Source organism: Arthrobacter echini (assembly GCF_008107445.1).
GTDB lineage: Bacteria > Actinomycetota > Actinomycetes > Actinomycetales > Micrococcaceae > Arthrobacter_D > Arthrobacter_D echini_A.
The window spans coordinates 110,005-125,462 of record NZ_VSLD01000006.1; the positions used below are offsets into that span (position 1 = coordinate 110,005).

The 15,458-nt window shown below is 68.8% G+C and carries 12 protein-coding genes; 6 read left to right on the forward strand and 6 right to left on the reverse strand.

Annotation, left to right across the window (positions count from 1 at the left end):
* Positions 1-67 precede the first annotated feature (67 nt).
* Positions 68-610, forward strand: coding sequence for a DUF7793 family protein (locus tag FQ377_RS11935; RefSeq protein WP_148601491.1), 543 nt, complete (start codon positions 68-70; stop codon positions 608-610).
* Between the two features lie 62 nt (positions 611-672).
* Here the strand turns inward: FQ377_RS11935 and FQ377_RS11940 are convergent, their stop codons facing one another.
* From FQ377_RS11940 to FQ377_RS11950, 3 genes are all read right to left on the reverse strand, one after another.
* A complete protein-coding gene (locus tag FQ377_RS11940; RefSeq protein WP_187393351.1) occupies positions 673-1,260 on the reverse strand; it encodes a GAF domain-containing protein in 588 nt (195 codons plus the stop codon).
* Between the two features lie 158 nt (positions 1,261-1,418).
* Positions 1,419-3,191: an SDR family NAD(P)-dependent oxidoreductase gene (locus FQ377_RS15000; protein ID WP_222861870.1), complete on the reverse strand. Its 1,773-nt coding sequence runs from the start codon at positions 3,189-3,191 to the stop codon at positions 1,419-1,421.
* Positions 3,188-4,699 (reverse strand): flavin-containing monooxygenase, encoded by a 1,512-nt coding sequence (locus tag FQ377_RS11950; protein ID WP_148601493.1) that lies wholly within the window; start codon positions 4,697-4,699, stop codon positions 3,188-3,190. The genes FQ377_RS15000 and FQ377_RS11950 overlap by 4 nt, the downstream gene beginning before the upstream one ends.
* Before the next feature lie 70 nt (positions 4,700-4,769).
* On the opposite strand from FQ377_RS11950, the gene FQ377_RS11955 reads away from it, so the two are divergent.
* Complete coding sequence (locus FQ377_RS11955; protein WP_148601494.1) at positions 4,770-5,825, forward strand: AraC family transcriptional regulator; 1,056 nt, start codon at positions 4,770-4,772, stop codon at positions 5,823-5,825.
* Here FQ377_RS11955 and FQ377_RS11960 read toward each other — a convergent pair.
* A complete protein-coding gene (locus FQ377_RS11960; RefSeq protein ID WP_148601495.1) occupies positions 5,779-6,981 on the reverse strand; it encodes an MFS transporter in 1,203 nt (400 codons plus the stop codon). The two genes, FQ377_RS11955 and FQ377_RS11960, sit on opposite strands and share 47 nt — an antisense overlap.
* Before the next feature lie 273 nt (positions 6,982-7,254).
* Between FQ377_RS11960 and FQ377_RS11965 the strand changes: the two genes are divergently transcribed.
* Positions 7,255-7,569 carry a DUF6457 domain-containing protein gene (locus FQ377_RS11965; protein WP_148601496.1) on the forward strand — a complete coding sequence of 105 codons (315 nt, stop codon included), beginning with the start codon at positions 7,255-7,257 and terminating at the stop codon, positions 7,567-7,569.
* Between the two features lie 7 nt (positions 7,570-7,576).
* On the opposite strand, the gene FQ377_RS11970 is transcribed toward FQ377_RS11965, so the two are convergent.
* Complete coding sequence (locus FQ377_RS11970; RefSeq protein WP_148601497.1) at positions 7,577-8,881, reverse strand: MFS transporter; 1,305 nt, start codon at positions 8,879-8,881, stop codon at positions 7,577-7,579.
* Positions 8,882-8,979: 98 nt separating this feature from the next.
* Positions 8,980-11,391, reverse strand: coding sequence for an FdhF/YdeP family oxidoreductase (locus FQ377_RS11975; RefSeq protein ID WP_148601498.1), 2,412 nt, complete (start codon positions 11,389-11,391; stop codon positions 8,980-8,982).
* A gap of 439 nt (positions 11,392-11,830) precedes the next feature.
* Here FQ377_RS11975 and FQ377_RS11980 point away from each other — a divergent pair, with 439 nt between their 5' ends.
* The 3 genes from FQ377_RS11980 to FQ377_RS11990 all read left to right on the forward strand — a co-directional run bounded on the left by FQ377_RS11980 (position 11,831) and on the right by FQ377_RS11990 (position 15,398).
* On the forward strand, positions 11,831-13,618 hold the full coding sequence (locus FQ377_RS11980; protein ID WP_148601565.1) for an MFS transporter: 1,788 nt from the start codon (positions 11,831-11,833) through the stop codon (positions 13,616-13,618).
* A gap of 114 nt (positions 13,619-13,732) precedes the next feature.
* On the forward strand, positions 13,733-14,965 hold the full coding sequence (locus FQ377_RS11985; protein WP_148601499.1) for an MFS transporter: 1,233 nt from the start codon (positions 13,733-13,735) through the stop codon (positions 14,963-14,965).
* A gap of 1 nt (position 14,966) precedes the next feature.
* Positions 14,967-15,398, forward strand: a complete 432-nt coding sequence (locus FQ377_RS11990; protein WP_472974037.1) for an ArsR/SmtB family transcription factor — start codon at positions 14,967-14,969, stop codon at positions 15,396-15,398.
* Positions 15,399-15,458: the final 60 nt, after the last annotated feature.

The window sequence follows — 15,458 nt, forward strand, 5'->3', positions numbered from 1 at the left end:
AAGCGATGGAGCGCCGTCAGCCATCGAGTGCCTTTGTGATCGTCGTGTCTAGGTGAAGGTGTCGTGCATGCCTGAAGAAAGTTCCCCACTGACGGGGGTCAGCTCGTTCGCCGACGACTATCGGATCGAGCTGATGGAACCACGTGCTGTCTCCGTATCCATGCGTCATCCACTCCACCTCGACCGTGAGGCCGCCCAGCGGATGCTGCAGGGCAGCTTCGACGTCGCGCACGGACTCCGATACGTGGTGGTGGTCGACATGGCCGGCCTACTGGGAATCTCGGCTGAGGCACGGCGAGTCATGTCCTCGGCCCGCAACATCCTGGCCGCAGCGATGTTCGGGGATTCCCCCATGGACAGAGTCCTGGCAGCCGCCTATGCACGGGCGCCGTACCCGTGTGAGTACTTCCCTGATCGTCAGCAGGCACTGGGGTGGCTACTGGGGCACGATCCCCACTGTGAGGACATCCATGAATTACATCGCGAGCGTCACTGTCGCCCTGTGTCCTCCGAGGAGTCCCGTCACCGGTTCGGGGTCGTCGAGGAGCATGCACGGACCCCTCACAGGGCGTCGGAGCGGCCGCCGGGTCCACGACACTCCGACCCGTAGCCTCGGAGATGGGTGGGGCATTCGAACACCCAGATCTTCGAGGACATCCGCGGGTGCGGGATCTATTCGACGACCGGTGGTGTGTTCAGTTCGAGTTCGGCCTGGGCAGCCAGGGAGCGGAGCACCCGCTGGTCCTCGGCGGTGAAGGCACGCGGCCGCTGGTCGATCACGCACAGCGTGCCGATGAGCCAGCCACCGGGTCCACGCAGTGGGCATCCGGCATAGAACCGTATGCGCGGATCTCCCGTGACGAGTGCGTTGGCACTGAAGCGCGGATCCTCGTGCGTGTCCTCGACGACGAGGAGATGCTCGTCCTGGATCGTCACGTTACACAGCGCATCACCACGGTCCACGCTCCGGGACAGAGGGCCGGTCACTGAGAACAGGATCTGCTGGTCGGCGGTGATCACGCCGATACTGGCCGAGCTCACCTCGAAGATCTCACGCGCATAGCGGACGATCCGGTCGAAGCGTTCCGCATCCTGTACCTCCAGGATCCGCGATCGTGCGACGGAGAGCAGGCGCAACTTCTCCGCCTCCGACCGGGCGCCGCGGCCGCCGCCAGGCGGGAGCGCTGTACCGGGATTGTCCCCGGCGACCGCATCATCGCCACGGCCAACCTCACTGGAGGGTGTCCTCGCTGATTTCATCGTCGTCTCAGGTCCTGGCATACGAGTGGTGGCGAGGGCGTCGGCTGTTCCCCCAATGGTCTTCGACGTTACGGCACCCACCACGACCGAGCCGGTAACCGGGGGTGTCGGCTATGTCACGACGGAGCACGGGAGCAGATCGGAGCACCCCGGCACGGTCAGACGCGCGCGGCAGAGGCGTCGGCTCCGGCGACGAAGTGCCGCACCAGGGCATCGAACTCCTCCTCCCGCTCGATCTGCGGCATGTGCCCGCACTTCTCGAACAGGTGGAACTCGGCGTGCGGGAACGCGGCGCGCGCGTGCTCGAGATGCGACGCCGGGAGCACGCGGTCCTCGTCGCCCCAGATGACCAGGGTGGGCTTGCGCTGGGCTGCCACACGGCGCAGGAGCTCGGTCCGCCAGCGACGACGTACACCGCCGAAGGTCCCCAGGTGTCCGGCGACGGCGAGCATGACGTCGTCGTACACGGGGTTCCGGCCCACCTCCTGCGCGTGGTCGAGGCGCTCCTCGGTGACGAAGACCTTGTCGTAGAAGAGGGCCCTCTCGGTGCGGTAGGCGGCCTTCCGCGACTTGTCCCGCATGAGGAACCTGCCCACGGGGCGGACGGCGAGGAGGCGCAGGGCTATGGTGACCTCCCTGCCGAAGCCGGCACTGTTCGCGAGCACCAGGCTCCGGACGCGCTCGGGGGCCAGGGCGCTGATCTTCAGGGCGACCGCCCCACCGAGGGAATTGCCCACCACGTGCAGCGGCCGGTGTTCCCCGAGGGTGTCGAGTACCGCGAGGACGAAGCGGGCCAGTGTCTCCATGGAGTATTTGCCCTCGGTGCGCTCCGAGAGTCCGAAGCCCGGCAGATCCACGCTGATGACGCGGTGGTCCGGTGCGAGGCGTTCGTAGAGACCCTCCCAGTCCTCGAGGCTGCGCCCGATCCCGTGCAGCAGGAGCACAGGCGTCCTCTCCGCGGCTCCCTCGTCCCGGTAGCGGACCCTCACGCCGTCCACGCGCAGGTAGCCGTCGCCCAGCACGCCGTCGGGGTCGACCGCCGCACCAATGCCGGGTCCGGTGCTGCGGCCTGCCCCGGAGGCTCGGCGCACCGCACCCGGCAGGCGGGACAGACGCGCGACGCGGCGCTCGAGCATGCCGAAGGACAGCGGAGCCACCCGGGCGACGACGTCGGGCAGCTTGGCGCTCAGGCCGATCAGCAGGCGCGGCGTACGGTTCCGCACGGCCTCCAGCATGAGCTGCGCCGCCCGATCGGCCGGGAAGGTCAGGAGCCGGTCGAAGTCGCCCCGGGCCTTCCTGCTGGCGGCCTCGTCGAGATCGCCGCCCAAGCGCGCGTTGCGGGCGATGTTCGTGCGGATACCGCCGGGATGCACGGAGGTGGTGCCGATACCGCGCGGCAGCAGCTCGTTGCGCAGCGCCTCGGTGAAGCCCCGCAACGCGAACTTCGACGAGGAGTAGGCGGTCTGCCCGCGCGGGGCCACCAGGCCGAACAGGCTCGACACGTTCACCACGTGGCCGCCGGGGCGCATGAGGGGCAGCAGGTGGTGGGTGAGCAGCACCGGCGCACGGAAGTTCACGGCCATGACCCAGTCGAAGTCGTCCATGGTGATCTGGTCGAACGTCCCGGCCAGCGCCACGCCGGCGTTGTTGATCAGCAGGTCCACGGTGTCGGTGGCGGCGAGGAGGTCGGCAGCCACCTGGTCGACGGCGTCGCGCCCGGCCAGATCGGCCACGAACGTGGTGACGGACGTGTCCGGGTAGGCGGCGCGGATGGAGGAGGCGACGGCATCGAGATTCGCGGCGTCTCGGTCGACGAGCAGCAGCCTGCTCCCGCGCTCGGCCAGTCCGCGGGCGAGGTGCTCCCCCATGCCGCCCGCCGCGCCGGTGACGACGGCGGTGGCGCCCGCGAAGTGGAACGGTGCCGGCTTCATGCGTGGATCTCCTGGAGTTCGGGGGCGGGCGTACCGCTGGATGCCGGGCGGTCGAAGACCATGTTCTTGGCGAGATTGCCGCGCAGGGCGGTGGGGGCGTCGAGCAGGTAGTTCTGGCGCATGGTCCATGGCTGCCTGTCGCCCTGCTTGGGGAACGCCGAGACGGCGCGCTGCACGTAGCCGGAGGTCAGGTCGAGGATGGGGCGGGGCGTCATCCCGCCGTCCGTGGACGGCGCGCCGTAGCGATGCCCGTGGCGGTCCATGTAGGTGATGAGGCGGCAGACGTAGCGTGAGCTGAGATCCGCCCGGAGCGTCCAGGAGGCGTTGGTGTAGCCGACGCAGAGCGCCAGATTCGGCACGCCGCTGACCATCAGTCCCCGGTACACCCAGGAGTCGCCGAGGTTCACGGGCTCGCCGTCCACGCTGAAGGTGGCCCCTCCCAGGGGCAGCATGGACAGTCCGGTGGCGGTGACCACCACGTCGGCCTCCAGCTCCTGCCCCGAGGCGAGGCGGATGCCGTGCGGCGTGAAGGTGTCGATGGTGTCCGTGACCACGGACGCCGTCCCGGCCTTGAGGGCCTTGAACAGATCGGCGCTCGGAGCCACGCAGAGCCGCTGGTCCCACGGGTTGTAGGCGGGGGTGAAGTGCTCGGCCACGAGCTTCTCGTCCCCGACGATCCGCTCCGTCTGGGTGCGGATGATCTTCTTCGCGAGCTCCGGTCGGCGACGGCACAGCTGGTAGAAGGCCTGGGTGAACAGCACATTCTTGGTGCGGGCCACATGGTGCGCGAGACCGGCGGGCAGATAGCGCCGTGCCGCGTCGGAGAACGTATCGCGGCTCGGCACGGCCGTGACGTAGGTGGGGGAGCGCTGCAGCATGGTCACGTGCGCGGCTTCCTCGGCCATCGAGGGCAGCAGCGTGATGGCGGTGGCTCCACTGCCGATCACGACGACGCGCTTGTCCCGGTAGTCGAGGTCCTCGGGCCAGAACTGCGGGCGGACGATCTGCCCCTGGAAGGACTCCAGGCCTTCGAAGGTGGGCTCGTAGCCGTGGTCGTAGTTGTAGTAGCCGCTGCAGATGTACAGGAATCCGCAGGTTACCGTGCGGCGCTCGGTGGCGCCGTCGTCGTCGCGCACGTCGAGCTCGAGTGTCCAGCGGGCGTCCTCCGAGGACCACGCGGCGCTGACGAGCTTGGTGCGGAACCGGATGTTCTCCCTGATCCGCTCGTCCTCCGCGGTGGCGCGGACGTAGGAGAGGATCGAGGAGCCGTCGGCAATGGCCTTCGCCTCGGTCCACGGACGGAACGGGTAGCCGAGGGTGAACATGTCGCTGTCGGAGCGGACCCCGGGGTAGCGGAAGAGGTCCCAGGTGCCGCCCACGGTGTCGCGGGCCTCGAGCACGGCGAAGCTCTTGCCCGCGAGCATGGTCGAGACGCGATAGGCCGCGCCGATGCCGGAGAGTCCGGCGCCCACGATCACGACGTCGAGGTGTTCGGTCAGTATGTCCATGGTTCCAGTATTCCGGCCTCGGGGACACGCGCGCTTGACTTCGCGCGACAGCTATTTACCCTTGGGTGACATGGGTTCCGTGATCCGCTCCGCCGGCATGCGCGGCTTCAGGCAGGTGGTCGAGGAGTTCGGCGGGGACGCCGCTGCGCTCGCTGCGCTCCACCACGTACCGCTGGAGGCCATCGACGACGACGACGTCCTCGTCTCCGACGTCGCGATGGCGAAGCTCCTCGAGGGCGCCGCACGCACGCTGCCCTGCCCGGATCTGGGACTGCGCATCTCGGAGTACCAGGACATCAGCATCCTCGGTCCGCTCGCGGTGGCGGTGCAGAACTCCCCGACGGTGGGAGCTGCCCTGGAGTGCGCCTCGCAGTTCCTCTTCCTCCACAGCCCGGCCCTGCGCTTCACCATCGTGCCGGACCCGGAGGGCCGGACCGGCGACGTGGGCCTGTGCTACGGATCCTCCGAGGGGGCGCCGCCCCGACAGGCGAGCGACGCCATCCTGGCCTTCGTCCATCGCATGCTCCGGTTCCTCGTGGACGGACCGTACGCGCTCCACTCGGTCCACCTGTCCCATCTGCCGAAGGCCCCCGCAAGCCGTTACACCGGATTCTTCGGCGCCGAGGTCCGCTTCGGGCAGGACGCCTCACTACTGCGGGTACCGCGGAGCCTGCTCGACCGGCCGCTGCAGGCGGTGGACGGTACGCTGCGGGAGATCGCGCTCGACTACCTGCGGCACCACTTCCCCGAGCCGGGTCGCGTGGTGGCGCCGACGGTCCGCATCTCGATCGAGCGGATGCTGGGTACGTCCCCGCCCCGCATCGATGCAGCGGCCCGGCTCCTCGGCATGCACCCGCGGACCCTGCAGCGTCGACTCGCGGCCGAGGGAACCTCGTTCGAGGCGCTGCTCGACCACGCGCGCCGCGACGCCGCGCACCGCCTGTTGACCCGGACGGATCTGCCGCTGCAGCAGATCGCCGGCCTCGTCGGTCTGTCCGAGCAGTCAGCCCTGACCAGGTGCGTCCACCGCTGGTACGGCAGGACGCCGAGCAGTCTGCGGACAGGTGTCGCGTCCGTGGTCAGCGCACCCCGATCACGCGGTTCCGCCCGGCGAGCACTCCCATGACGGCGAGCACCACCATGATGCCTGCCGTGGCGACGAGGGGGAGTGTCCAGTCCCCGCTCAGATCGCGCAGGCCCCCGAAGAGCACGGGCCCCACGGCGGCGAGGCCGTAGCCGACGGACTGCGCCATCCCGGACAGGGAGCCCGCCTGGGTGTAGTTGACGCTCCGGAGGCTGAACAGCGACAGGGCGATCACGATGAGGAAGCCGGAGCTGATCGAGCCCAGCACCACCCACAGGAGGATCAGGCCCGGGGCGAAGGCCAGGCCGAGGAAGGTCGCGACGGCGAAGACGGAACTGACGAGGGAGATGAGCCGCTGGTCCGACCCCCGATGCAGGATCCCCCCGGCCACGAGACTGGCGAAGACGCTGATGAGCAGGAAGACGGACAGATGCACACCGGCCGTGGCGGCGGAGATGCCGCGGCTCTGTTCGATGGTGGGCAGCCAGGCCATCAGCACGTAGTAGGAGATGGACTGCAGACCCATGAAGAGCGTGACCTGCCAGCCGAGGGCCGAGGCCCAGGGCGAGCGGTACGGGACCTCCGGCGCGGACGCCCCGCTGCTGTCCCCGGTACGCCGGAGCAGCCACGGCAGGAGCACCGCCATCGCGATCAGGGCCACGCCCACCCAGATCCCGAGGGCCAGGCGCCACCCCGCCGGCGAGGTCTGGGCCACGGGTACGACGACGGCGGCACCGATCGCGGCCATCGTGGCCTGCGCCGCGGTGTAGATCCCGGTGACCTGGCTGACCCGGAGGGGGAAGTCGCGCTTGACGAGGGACGGCAGCAGCACGTTGAGGAAGGCGATCGCCACGCCGATCAGGGCGGTGCCCGACCAGATGACGCCGGCCAGGGGCAGGGAGCGGAGCACGATGCCCACCGCGAGGATCAGCAGCGAGACCCACAGGGCGCGGTCCAGGCCCAGCCGGGCGGCGAAGACGGGCGCCACGGGCGAGAAGACGGCGAAAGCGATGAGCGGCAGGCCCGTGAAGAAGCCGGCCTCGGCGCTGGAGAGTCCCAGATCGTCGCTGATGTTCCCGAGCACCGGCCCCACGCTGATGAAGGACACCCGGAGATTGACGGCGATGAGCAGCACGCCGACGAAGGCCATACCGAGCCGTGCGGGGCCCGCGGGCGTCCTCCGGGTCACAAGGGACATCTCACGTTCCAATCCTTCAGCGAGAGGCGTGGGCAGCGGCGGCGTGGGCCGCTCCCTCGCGTGGCGCGGGACCCGAGCCTGTGGTCACCTTACCTGCGCGGCACTGCAGCGGCGATCGGGGTGGTGAGGCACCCGGGACGGAGCGCGTCAAGGGTGGGGGTGAACGGGCTACCGCTCCGCGTGCGTTGAAGCACTCCGATTTCGGTGCTACATCTTGAGGCAGAGGTGCTCGCACAGCTGCGGCATCCCCCGTACTCCGACCAGAGGAACCCCATGACCACGTACGACGACGAAAGCCGCACGCTCACCGAGTGGAGCCGCACCTTGGCCCAGGCCCTCCAGATCCTCGATCTGGAGCTCGACCATGCCCGGATCCTGGAGCTCACCCAGCGGTCGTCCCACTACATGTCCGCCGATGCCGCGGCGATCAGCGCCTTCATGGTCGGGTACGCCGCCGGATCGGTGACCACAGAGGGGCGTGACGAGGCGAGTGCCGCCGTCGAGAAGGCCACGAGCACGGTGCTGGCCGTCATCGACAAGGACGAGCAGGCCCAGGAGAAGAAGGGCTGGACCGGCACGGCCCAGTAGAGCGGGCTCACGCGGCGAGAGGTACCCGTCGTCGGGCCGCGACCAGTCGCGTGAGCGTCCACCCCAGGACGACGGCGACCGGGACGGCCGCGACGAGGCCGAGCCCCGCGTAGCCGAACAGCACGAGGGCGGGTCCCGCGAGTGCGCCACCGGTGGCGCCCGCGAGATTCATGAGCAGGTCGGAGGACCCCTGGGCCGGTGCGCGTTCGGTGACCCCGACCGCACCGGCGAGCAGGGCCGACGCCGAGACGATGCACGCCGACCAGCCGAGCCCCAGCAGGATCAGGCTCACGGTCACCATGGCCTCGGACTCGGCGCCGCGCCAGGCCGTGAGGAGTGCTGCGAGGAGGAGCAGCTGGCCGCACAGGATCCCGCGAGTGGTCCCGGCGCGATCCGCGATCCACCCGAAGACCGGCGACAGCGCGTACATGCCGGCGACATGCAGGCTGATGGTCAGACCGACCACCGAGAGGCCGGCGCCGTGATCGTGGAGGTGTACCGGGGTCATCGCCATGAGAGAGACCATCGCCGCGTGGGCGACGGCGATGCTCACCACGGCGTAGCGCGCCGCCGGGGTGTGCACGAGGATGGCGAGCCCGCGGCGCTTCGCCGGAGTGGACTCGACCCCGGGGCCGTCAACAGCGCGCTCGCCGACCCGGAGCCGGAGCGCGGCCAGCAGGGGGTCGGGCCGCAGCCCCAGCCGGTACAGCAGGGCAGCGCCCACCTGCGCCGCCGCGGAGAAGACGAAGCCGCCGCTGAGCGCGGGAATACCCAGGATCCCCGCCACGACCTCGCCGGGTTCGAAGAGATTCGGCCCGAGGACCGCCCCGATGGTGGTCGACCACACGACGACGGCGAGGCTGCGACCACGCGTCGCGTCGGACGCGAGATCCGTCGCGGCGAAACGGGCCTGCAGGCCCGTGGCCGAACCGACGCCCAGGAGGACCAGCGCAGCGAGCAGCAGCGGGAACAGGGACAGGGAGGCCGCCGTGATCGCCAGCAGCGCACCCGAGCCTGCCACCACCGCGCCTGTGGACAGGGAGACACTGCGTCCCCTGCGCTGGGCGAGTGTCGCGAGGGGAACCGCAGCGGCTGCGGCGCCGAGCGTGGCCATGGTGGCGGCCATTCCCGACCAGGCGCTCGAGCCCGAGAGCTCGGCCGCGAGGAGCGCCCCGAGGGACAGGGTGGCCCCGGCGCCGATCCCACCCAGGACCTGGGCGAGGACGAGCACCCGGATGACGTTGCGCTGCTGATCCCGCGGGTCAGCCGGCGGCCGGGTGGCTCGGCTGTCCGCTGCCTGGTCCTGCTCCATGGGGCACCCTCCGCTGTGCGTGCTGACCACAGAACTCTACCGGCGCATCCGAGGATGCGCCGGTAGAGGATTCAGCCGCGAGGAGGGGTCCGGTGTCCTCAGGCGTTGGCGGTCTCCCTCACCGGTGCGCCCGCGTCGGCCGGTGCGAAGCCGTCCGGCTCGTTCCGGGGAGCCTCGGAGGTCGCAGCGGCGTCGTGCTCGGTCGGCGCGCGGTGCGAACTCGGCTCGAAGCGGACGATGACCTGCTTGGACAACGGGGTGTTGCTGCCCTGGGCCACCTCGTCGAGGGGAACGAGCACATTGGCCTCCGGGTAGTAGGCGGCAGCGCATCCCCGCGCGGTGGGATACGAGACCACGCGGAAGGCGCGGAGTACGCGCTGCACGCCGTCGTCGTACACACCGTGGATGTCGATGTTCTGACCGTCCTCCAGGCCCAGTTCGGTGATGTCCTCCGGGTTGATGAACACTACGTGGCGGCCCTTCTTGATGCCGCGGTAGCGATCATTGTGCCCGTAGATGGTGGTGTTGAACTGATCGTGCGAGCGCAGCGACTGCAGGATCAGTGTTCCCTCCGGCCGCTCGATGTAGTGCAGATCGTTGACCGTGATCACGGCCTTGCCCGTCGGGGTATTGAACGTCCGCGAGTCCCGCGGCCCGTTGGGCAGCACGAAGCCGCCGTCCTGGCGGATCTTCCGGTTGTAGTCCTCGCAACCCTCCACGACCTGGGAGATGTGACGGCGGATGAGGTCGTAGTCCTGCTCGAAGCCTTCCCAGTCGGCGTTGATGCGATTGCCGACCGTTGCCCGGGCGAGGCGGCTGATGATCGCCGTCTCGGAGAGCAGATTCTCGGAGACGGGCTCCACGCTGCCCCAGGACGGGTGGACGGCGCAGACCGTGTCCTCGACCGAGACGAACTGCTCGCCCGTGGCCTGGCGGTCGATCTCCGTGCGGCCCTTGCACGGCAGGATCAGCGCTTCCTTGCCGGTCACCACGTGGGAGCGGTTCAGCTTGATGGAGATCTGCACGGTCAGGTCGGTGTTCTCGAAGGCCTTCTCCGCCACGATCGTGTCGGAGATGGCGGAGACCAGATTGCCGCCGAGGGCCACGAAGGCCTTGATACGCCCGTCGGTCATCGCCCTGATGGTCTCCACGGCGTCCGTGCCGTGTTCCTGCGGCGGCTGGAAGTCGAACTCCTTGCCGAGGGCGTCCATGAACGTGGCGGGCATCTGCTCCCAGATACCCATGGTGCGGTCTCCCTGGACGTTGCTGTGCCCGCGGATCGGCGAGGCACCTGCCCCGGGCTTGCCCATGTTGCCGCGCAGCAGGAGGAGATTGATGATCTCCTTGATCGTCGCGACGCCCTTCTTCTGCTGCGTGATGCCCATCGCCCAGGTGATGATCACCTTGTCGGCGGCGATGTACCGGGCGGCCAGCTCGTCGATCTCCTCGATACGGAGTCCGGTGGCCTCCACCACGGTGGCGTCGTCGAGCTTGAGGAGGTATTCACGGAGTTCGTCGAGGCCCTCGCAGTACTCGTCGAGGAAGGCGTGGTCCAGGACTGTGCCGGGGTTCTTGGCCTCGGCCTCGAAGACGCGCTTCGACACGGCCTGGAGCAGGGCCATGTCGCCGCCGAGTCGGACCTGGAGGAACTGGTCCGCCAGCTCGGTGCCCTTGCCGGCCACGCCGCGGACGGTCTGCGGGTTCTTGTAGCGCTTGAGGCCTGCCTCGGGGAGCGGATTGACGGCGACGATCTGCCCGCCGGTCTGCTTGCAGTTCTCCAGCTCGGTGAGCATGCGTGGGTGGTTGGTGCCCGGGTTCTGTCCCATGAGGATGATCAGGTCCGCGTCGGCGTAGTCGTCGAACGTCACGGTCGCCTTGCCGATCCCGATGGTCTGGCCCATGGCCCAGCCCGAGGATTCGTGGCACATGTTGGAGCAGTCCGGCAGATTGTTGGTGCCGTAGGCGCGGACGAAGAGCTGGTAGAGGAACGCGGCCTCGTTGGAGGCGCGGCCACTCGTGTAGAACGCGGCCTCGTCGGGGGAGTCCAGGCCGTTCAGCCTGGAACTGATGATCTTGAAGGCCTCGTCCCAGCTGACCGGCCGGTAGTGGTCCTCGCCCTCGGGCTTGTAGAGCGGTTCGGTGAGGCGGCCCTGCATGCCCATCCAGAATTCCGAGCGCTCGCGGAGCTCGGTGAGGGAGTTCTCGGCCCAGAACTCGGTGGGGATGACCAGCGGCGCTGCTTCCCAGGTAACGGCCTTGGCGCCGTTCTCGCAGAACTCGAAGGTCTTGCGCTTGCCGGGATCCGGCCAGGCACAGCTGGGGCAGTCGAAGCCCTTCTTCTGGTTCATCTTCAGCACGGTCCTGGCGGTGCGCTCAACACCCATGTGCTCGATGGCGGGCTTCATGGAGTGGTAGACGCCGGGGACGCCGGCGGCCCATTCCTTCGGGTGGTCCTCCACGTGGAGATCCTTCTCGTCGACTTCCTCTACGTGGGCTTCATTGCGCGTCATGACGAACGTCCTCTTCCGTGCCCTGTTCCGGGCGCTCCTCGACAGATGATCCACCGTGTCGTTTGTACTAGGCCTAGCAGGAGGAGGGAGCTCATCGCAAGCCTCGACCCTGTCAAGGGGTGGGTTGACGCGGCCGGCGAGAGGTGGCGGTCACCCTCCCCATCGGCGATTTGATTAGTTGACCTAACCAAAACCTGCGCGTACAGTTACCTGGAGCAACGACATGCCCGAGGTGGTACGCGTCGTCACACCGGAGGAGCTGCCGAGGCTGCAGTGCTGGTTTCGCTCCCAACCCACTGCGAACGGGCATGGCCATCATCCGGGCCCTGCGTCCAAGAACTCGAAGGAAATCCTACTGATGGCCCTCCATCCCCCTACGGCGAAGCCGACCGAGGCTGCACAGCCGCCCATGACACCAGCTGCGCAGGCGAGCGAGCCGATGAGTCACCGGCAGGTCCTGCAGGCCCTCACGGGTCTCCTCGCGGGACTGTTCACCGCCATCCTGAGCAGCACCATCGTGGCGAATGCCCTACCCACCATCATGAGTGAGCTCAACGGTTCGCAGACGGATTTCGCCTGGGTCATCACCGCAGCGCTGCTGGCCAATGCCGCGACAACACCCATCTGGGGCAAGTTCGCCGATCTGTTCGACAAGAAGCTCCTGGTGCAGGTCAGCATCGTCATCTTCGTGGCCGGTTCGGTCCTGGCGGGCTTCGCCGAGAGCATCCCGCTGCTGCTGACGGCTCGCGTCATCCAGGGTGTCGCCATGGGCGGGCTCACCGCCCTGGCCCAGGCCATCATCGGCACCATCATCGCTCCGCGGGAACGCGGCCGCTACGCCGGCTACATGGGCGGGGTCATGGCTGTCGCAACAGCCGGCGGACCGCTCCTCGGCGGGCTCATCGTGGACTCCCCGCTGGGCTGGCGCTGGACCTTCTTCGTCTGTGTCCCCTTTGCGATCATCGCGCTGGTGCTGCTGCAGCTCACCCTGAAGCTGCCCGACACCCGCCGCAAGGCCCGCATCGACTGGCTCGGCTCCATCCTGCTCACCGCGGGGGTCAGCCTGCTGCTCATCTGGGTCTCCTTCGCAGGCAAGGAGGGCTACTACGACTGGTTCTCGAGGGAGAGCGCCCTGATGGTCGGCGGCAGCGTGATCCTGCTGGTGCTGCTGCTCGTCGTCGAATCCAAGGTGCCCGAGCCGATCATCCCGCTCAAGATCATCTCCCAGCGCACCACGGCCCTCGCGATCATCGCGTCCATCGCCGTCGGTATCGCCCTGTTCGCCAGCTCCAGCTACATCGGCCAGTACTACCAGGTGGCCCGCGGGGCCACGCCCACCGAGGCGGGGCTCCTGACCCTGCCCATGATCGCCGGCAACCTGCTCGGTTCCATCGGTGCCGGAGCGCTCGTGACGCGGTACGGCAAGTGGAAGCGGTACCTGATCGCGGGGTCCGTGCTCCTGATCGTTGGCCTGGGCCTCGCGGGGACGATCGACCATCTCACGGACCTGTGGCTCGTGGGCGTCTACACGTTCGTCTTCGGCCTGGGTCTGGGCCTGATGCTCCAGAACCTCGTGCTCGCCGTGCAGAACACCGTCGCCGTACGGGACATCGGCTCGGCCAGTGCCTCCGTGGCCTTCTTCCGCTCGCTCGGCGGTGCCGCCGGCGTCGCCGTCCTCGGGGCGATCCTCGGGACCCAGGTGAGCACCCGGACGGCAGACGGGCTCGCCGCAGCCGGGGTGCCGGCCGGAGCCGGGGGTGCTGCGGGCGGCTCCCTGGACCTCGTGGATCTCCCCGCACCTATCGCGGAGATCGTCCGCAGCGCCTTCGGGGACAGCACGGCCATCATCTTCATCATCACGGCGGCCGTCGCTGTCATCGCCCTGATCTGTGTGCTGTTCATCGAGGAGACCCCGCTGCGACGCACGGTCGATCTGGTGCAGCCCGCCCCCGCTGGTCCTGCGTCCTCCATCGCGGCCGAGGCGCCCGGCGCCATGCCGGCGACCGACGGCTCGACGGCCGAGGGTGCGACGGCTGACGACGCAACCGCTGAAGCCGTGGGCAGCGGCGCCGCGCACGACCCCGAGGTCCTCGCCACCCAGCCCTCACGGGGCCGGCGTAGCGCCGGACCGGTCACCATCATGAAGTCCGACGTCGAGCGTGTCACGCGTGAACTGGCGGAGCTGGACGCGGGCCGCGAGGGGCCTTCGGCGGCCGAGCGGCGCTGACACCACGAGACTGTGCCTCGCGGATGGCACCGGGACTCGCTGAAACGTTCATTAGTGCGTAAGTGTGCACTTATAGTGGGGAGACCCCGCTTCTCCACCCGATAGGTCCCCACGGTGCTGTTCGTCCTCCGAGATTCCGCTTACCGCAATCTGTTCACGGCCCAGGTGGTCGCCCTCCTCGGAACGGGGCTGCTGACCGTTGCCCTGGGCCTGCTGGCTTTTGATCTCGCGGGAGGGCAGGCGGGAGCTGTGCTCGGCACGGCACTGACGATCAAGATGGCCGCGTATGTGATCGTCGCCCCGGTGATGTCGGTGCTGGTCGAGAGATTGCCCCGCAAGGCGGTTCTCGTCGGCGCGGACCTGATCCGTGCAGGAATCGCCCTGGGTCTACCCTTCGTCGACCAGGTCTGGGAGATCTACGTGCTGGTGTTCGTCCTGCAGGCGGCGTCGGCCACGTTCACCCCGGCCTTCCAGGCTCTGATCCCGGTCCTGCTGCCCAGCGAGAAGGACTACACCAGCGCGCTGTCTCTCTCACGCATCGCGTACGACCTCGAATCCCTGGTCAGTCCGCTCCTGGCAGCCGCACTGCTGGTCCGGATGTCGTATTCCGATCTGTTCGTCGGCACCATGATCGGTTTCCTGGTCTCCGCGGCCATGGTTCTCGGCACCACTCTACCCACCGCAGCGACAGCGCGGACTCGAGGTGGCCTGCTGCGGCGAACCTCCCGCGGGACCCGGATCTTCCTGCGTACGCCCGCGCTGCGGGGACTCCTCGCACTGAACCTGGTGGTTGCGGCGGGCACCGCGCACGTCGTCGTCAATACGGTGGTGTATGCACGGGGCCTCTTCGGTGGATCCATGACCGATGTCGCAATCGCCCTGGCCTTCTACGGTGCGGGGTCCATGATGGTCGCGTTCATGACGCCCTGGGTGCTCGAGCGCCTGGGCGAACGGGCGTTCATGCTCCTCGGCGGAGCTCTCCTGCCCGTCGGCCTGCTCGGAGCCGGGCTCGTCGGCGGCAGCTCCTGGACGGCGTTCCTCGGCCTATGGGCGATTCTCGGCATCGCCACCTCGATGATCAGCACCCCGTCCTCGCGCCTGCTCCGGCGCGCGGCCACCGACGGGACGAGGAGCCATCTGTTCTCCGCCCAGTTCTCGCTGTCGCATGCCTGCTTCATGCTGACCTACCCGCTTGCGGGCTGGGTCGGAGCGGCAGCGGGGCTCCCCGCCGCAGGGCTCGTCCTTGCGGGGGTGGGTCTCGCCGGCGTCATCATCGCCGTCTCGTCCTGGCCGGCGTCTACGATCACAGGGGCGGGGGAGCCGGAAACCCAGCAGGCAGGACGGTAGCGTGGCAGTCCAGCTGACCGGAGCACGCAGGGGAGGGACCGTCATGATCGACCACAGTGGGGACCCCGGGTCCTCCCGACGGCGTCCCGCGGGCAGCGCACCGAGCCTCATCCATCCTGTGGAGCCGGACGCGCGGCGCCTCGAGGCGGGGGCGGCCACGTTCCGGATGCTCGCTGATCCGACCCGGCTGCACATCCTCTGGCTCCTCACCCAGGGGACCGCCGACGTCGGCACGCTCGTGGCGGCCACGGGTGCCGCCCGTACCGCGGTGAGCCAGCATCTGGCCAAACTCCGACTCTCCGGGCTCGTGTCCACGCGCAAGGAAGCGCGCAATGTCCTCTACACCATCATCGACGGTCACCTCACCCGACTCATCCTCGAAGGGATGAACCACGCCGATCACCGGGTCACAGGAGAGCCCGACCACGAGTAGTGCCCGCAGCTTCGGGGGACGACCGCATGGCGGAGTGCGGCCGCCGCGCCAGTAGCATCG

Excerpts from the sequence above, each read along its gene's own strand:
- FQ377_RS11935 (WP_148601491.1), top strand. The coding sequence starts at position 68 with ATGCCTGAAGAAAGTTCCCCACTGACGGGGGTCAGCTCGTTCGCCGAC.
- FQ377_RS11940 (WP_187393351.1), bottom strand. The coding sequence starts at position 1,260 with ATGAAATCAGCGAGGACACCCTCCAGTGAGGTTGGCCGTGGCGATGAT.
- FQ377_RS15000 (WP_222861870.1), bottom strand. The coding sequence starts at position 3,191 with ATGAAGCCGGCACCGTTCCACTTCGCGGGCGCCACCGCCGTCGTCACC.
- FQ377_RS11950 (WP_148601493.1), bottom strand. The coding sequence starts at position 4,699 with ATGGACATACTGACCGAACACCTCGACGTCGTGATCGTGGGCGCCGGA.
- FQ377_RS11955 (WP_148601494.1), top strand. The coding sequence starts at position 4,770 with ATGGGTTCCGTGATCCGCTCCGCCGGCATGCGCGGCTTCAGGCAGGTG.
- FQ377_RS11960 (WP_148601495.1), bottom strand. The coding sequence starts at position 6,981 with ATGTCCCTTGTGACCCGGAGGACGCCCGCGGGCCCCGCACGGCTCGGT.
- FQ377_RS11965 (WP_148601496.1), top strand. The coding sequence starts at position 7,255 with ATGACCACGTACGACGACGAAAGCCGCACGCTCACCGAGTGGAGCCGC.
- FQ377_RS11970 (WP_148601497.1), bottom strand. The coding sequence starts at position 8,881 with ATGGAGCAGGACCAGGCAGCGGACAGCCGAGCCACCCGGCCGCCGGCT.
- FQ377_RS11975 (WP_148601498.1), bottom strand. The coding sequence starts at position 11,391 with ATGACGCGCAATGAAGCCCACGTAGAGGAAGTCGACGAGAAGGATCTC.
- FQ377_RS11980 (WP_148601565.1), top strand. The coding sequence starts at position 11,831 with ATGAGTCACCGGCAGGTCCTGCAGGCCCTCACGGGTCTCCTCGCGGGA.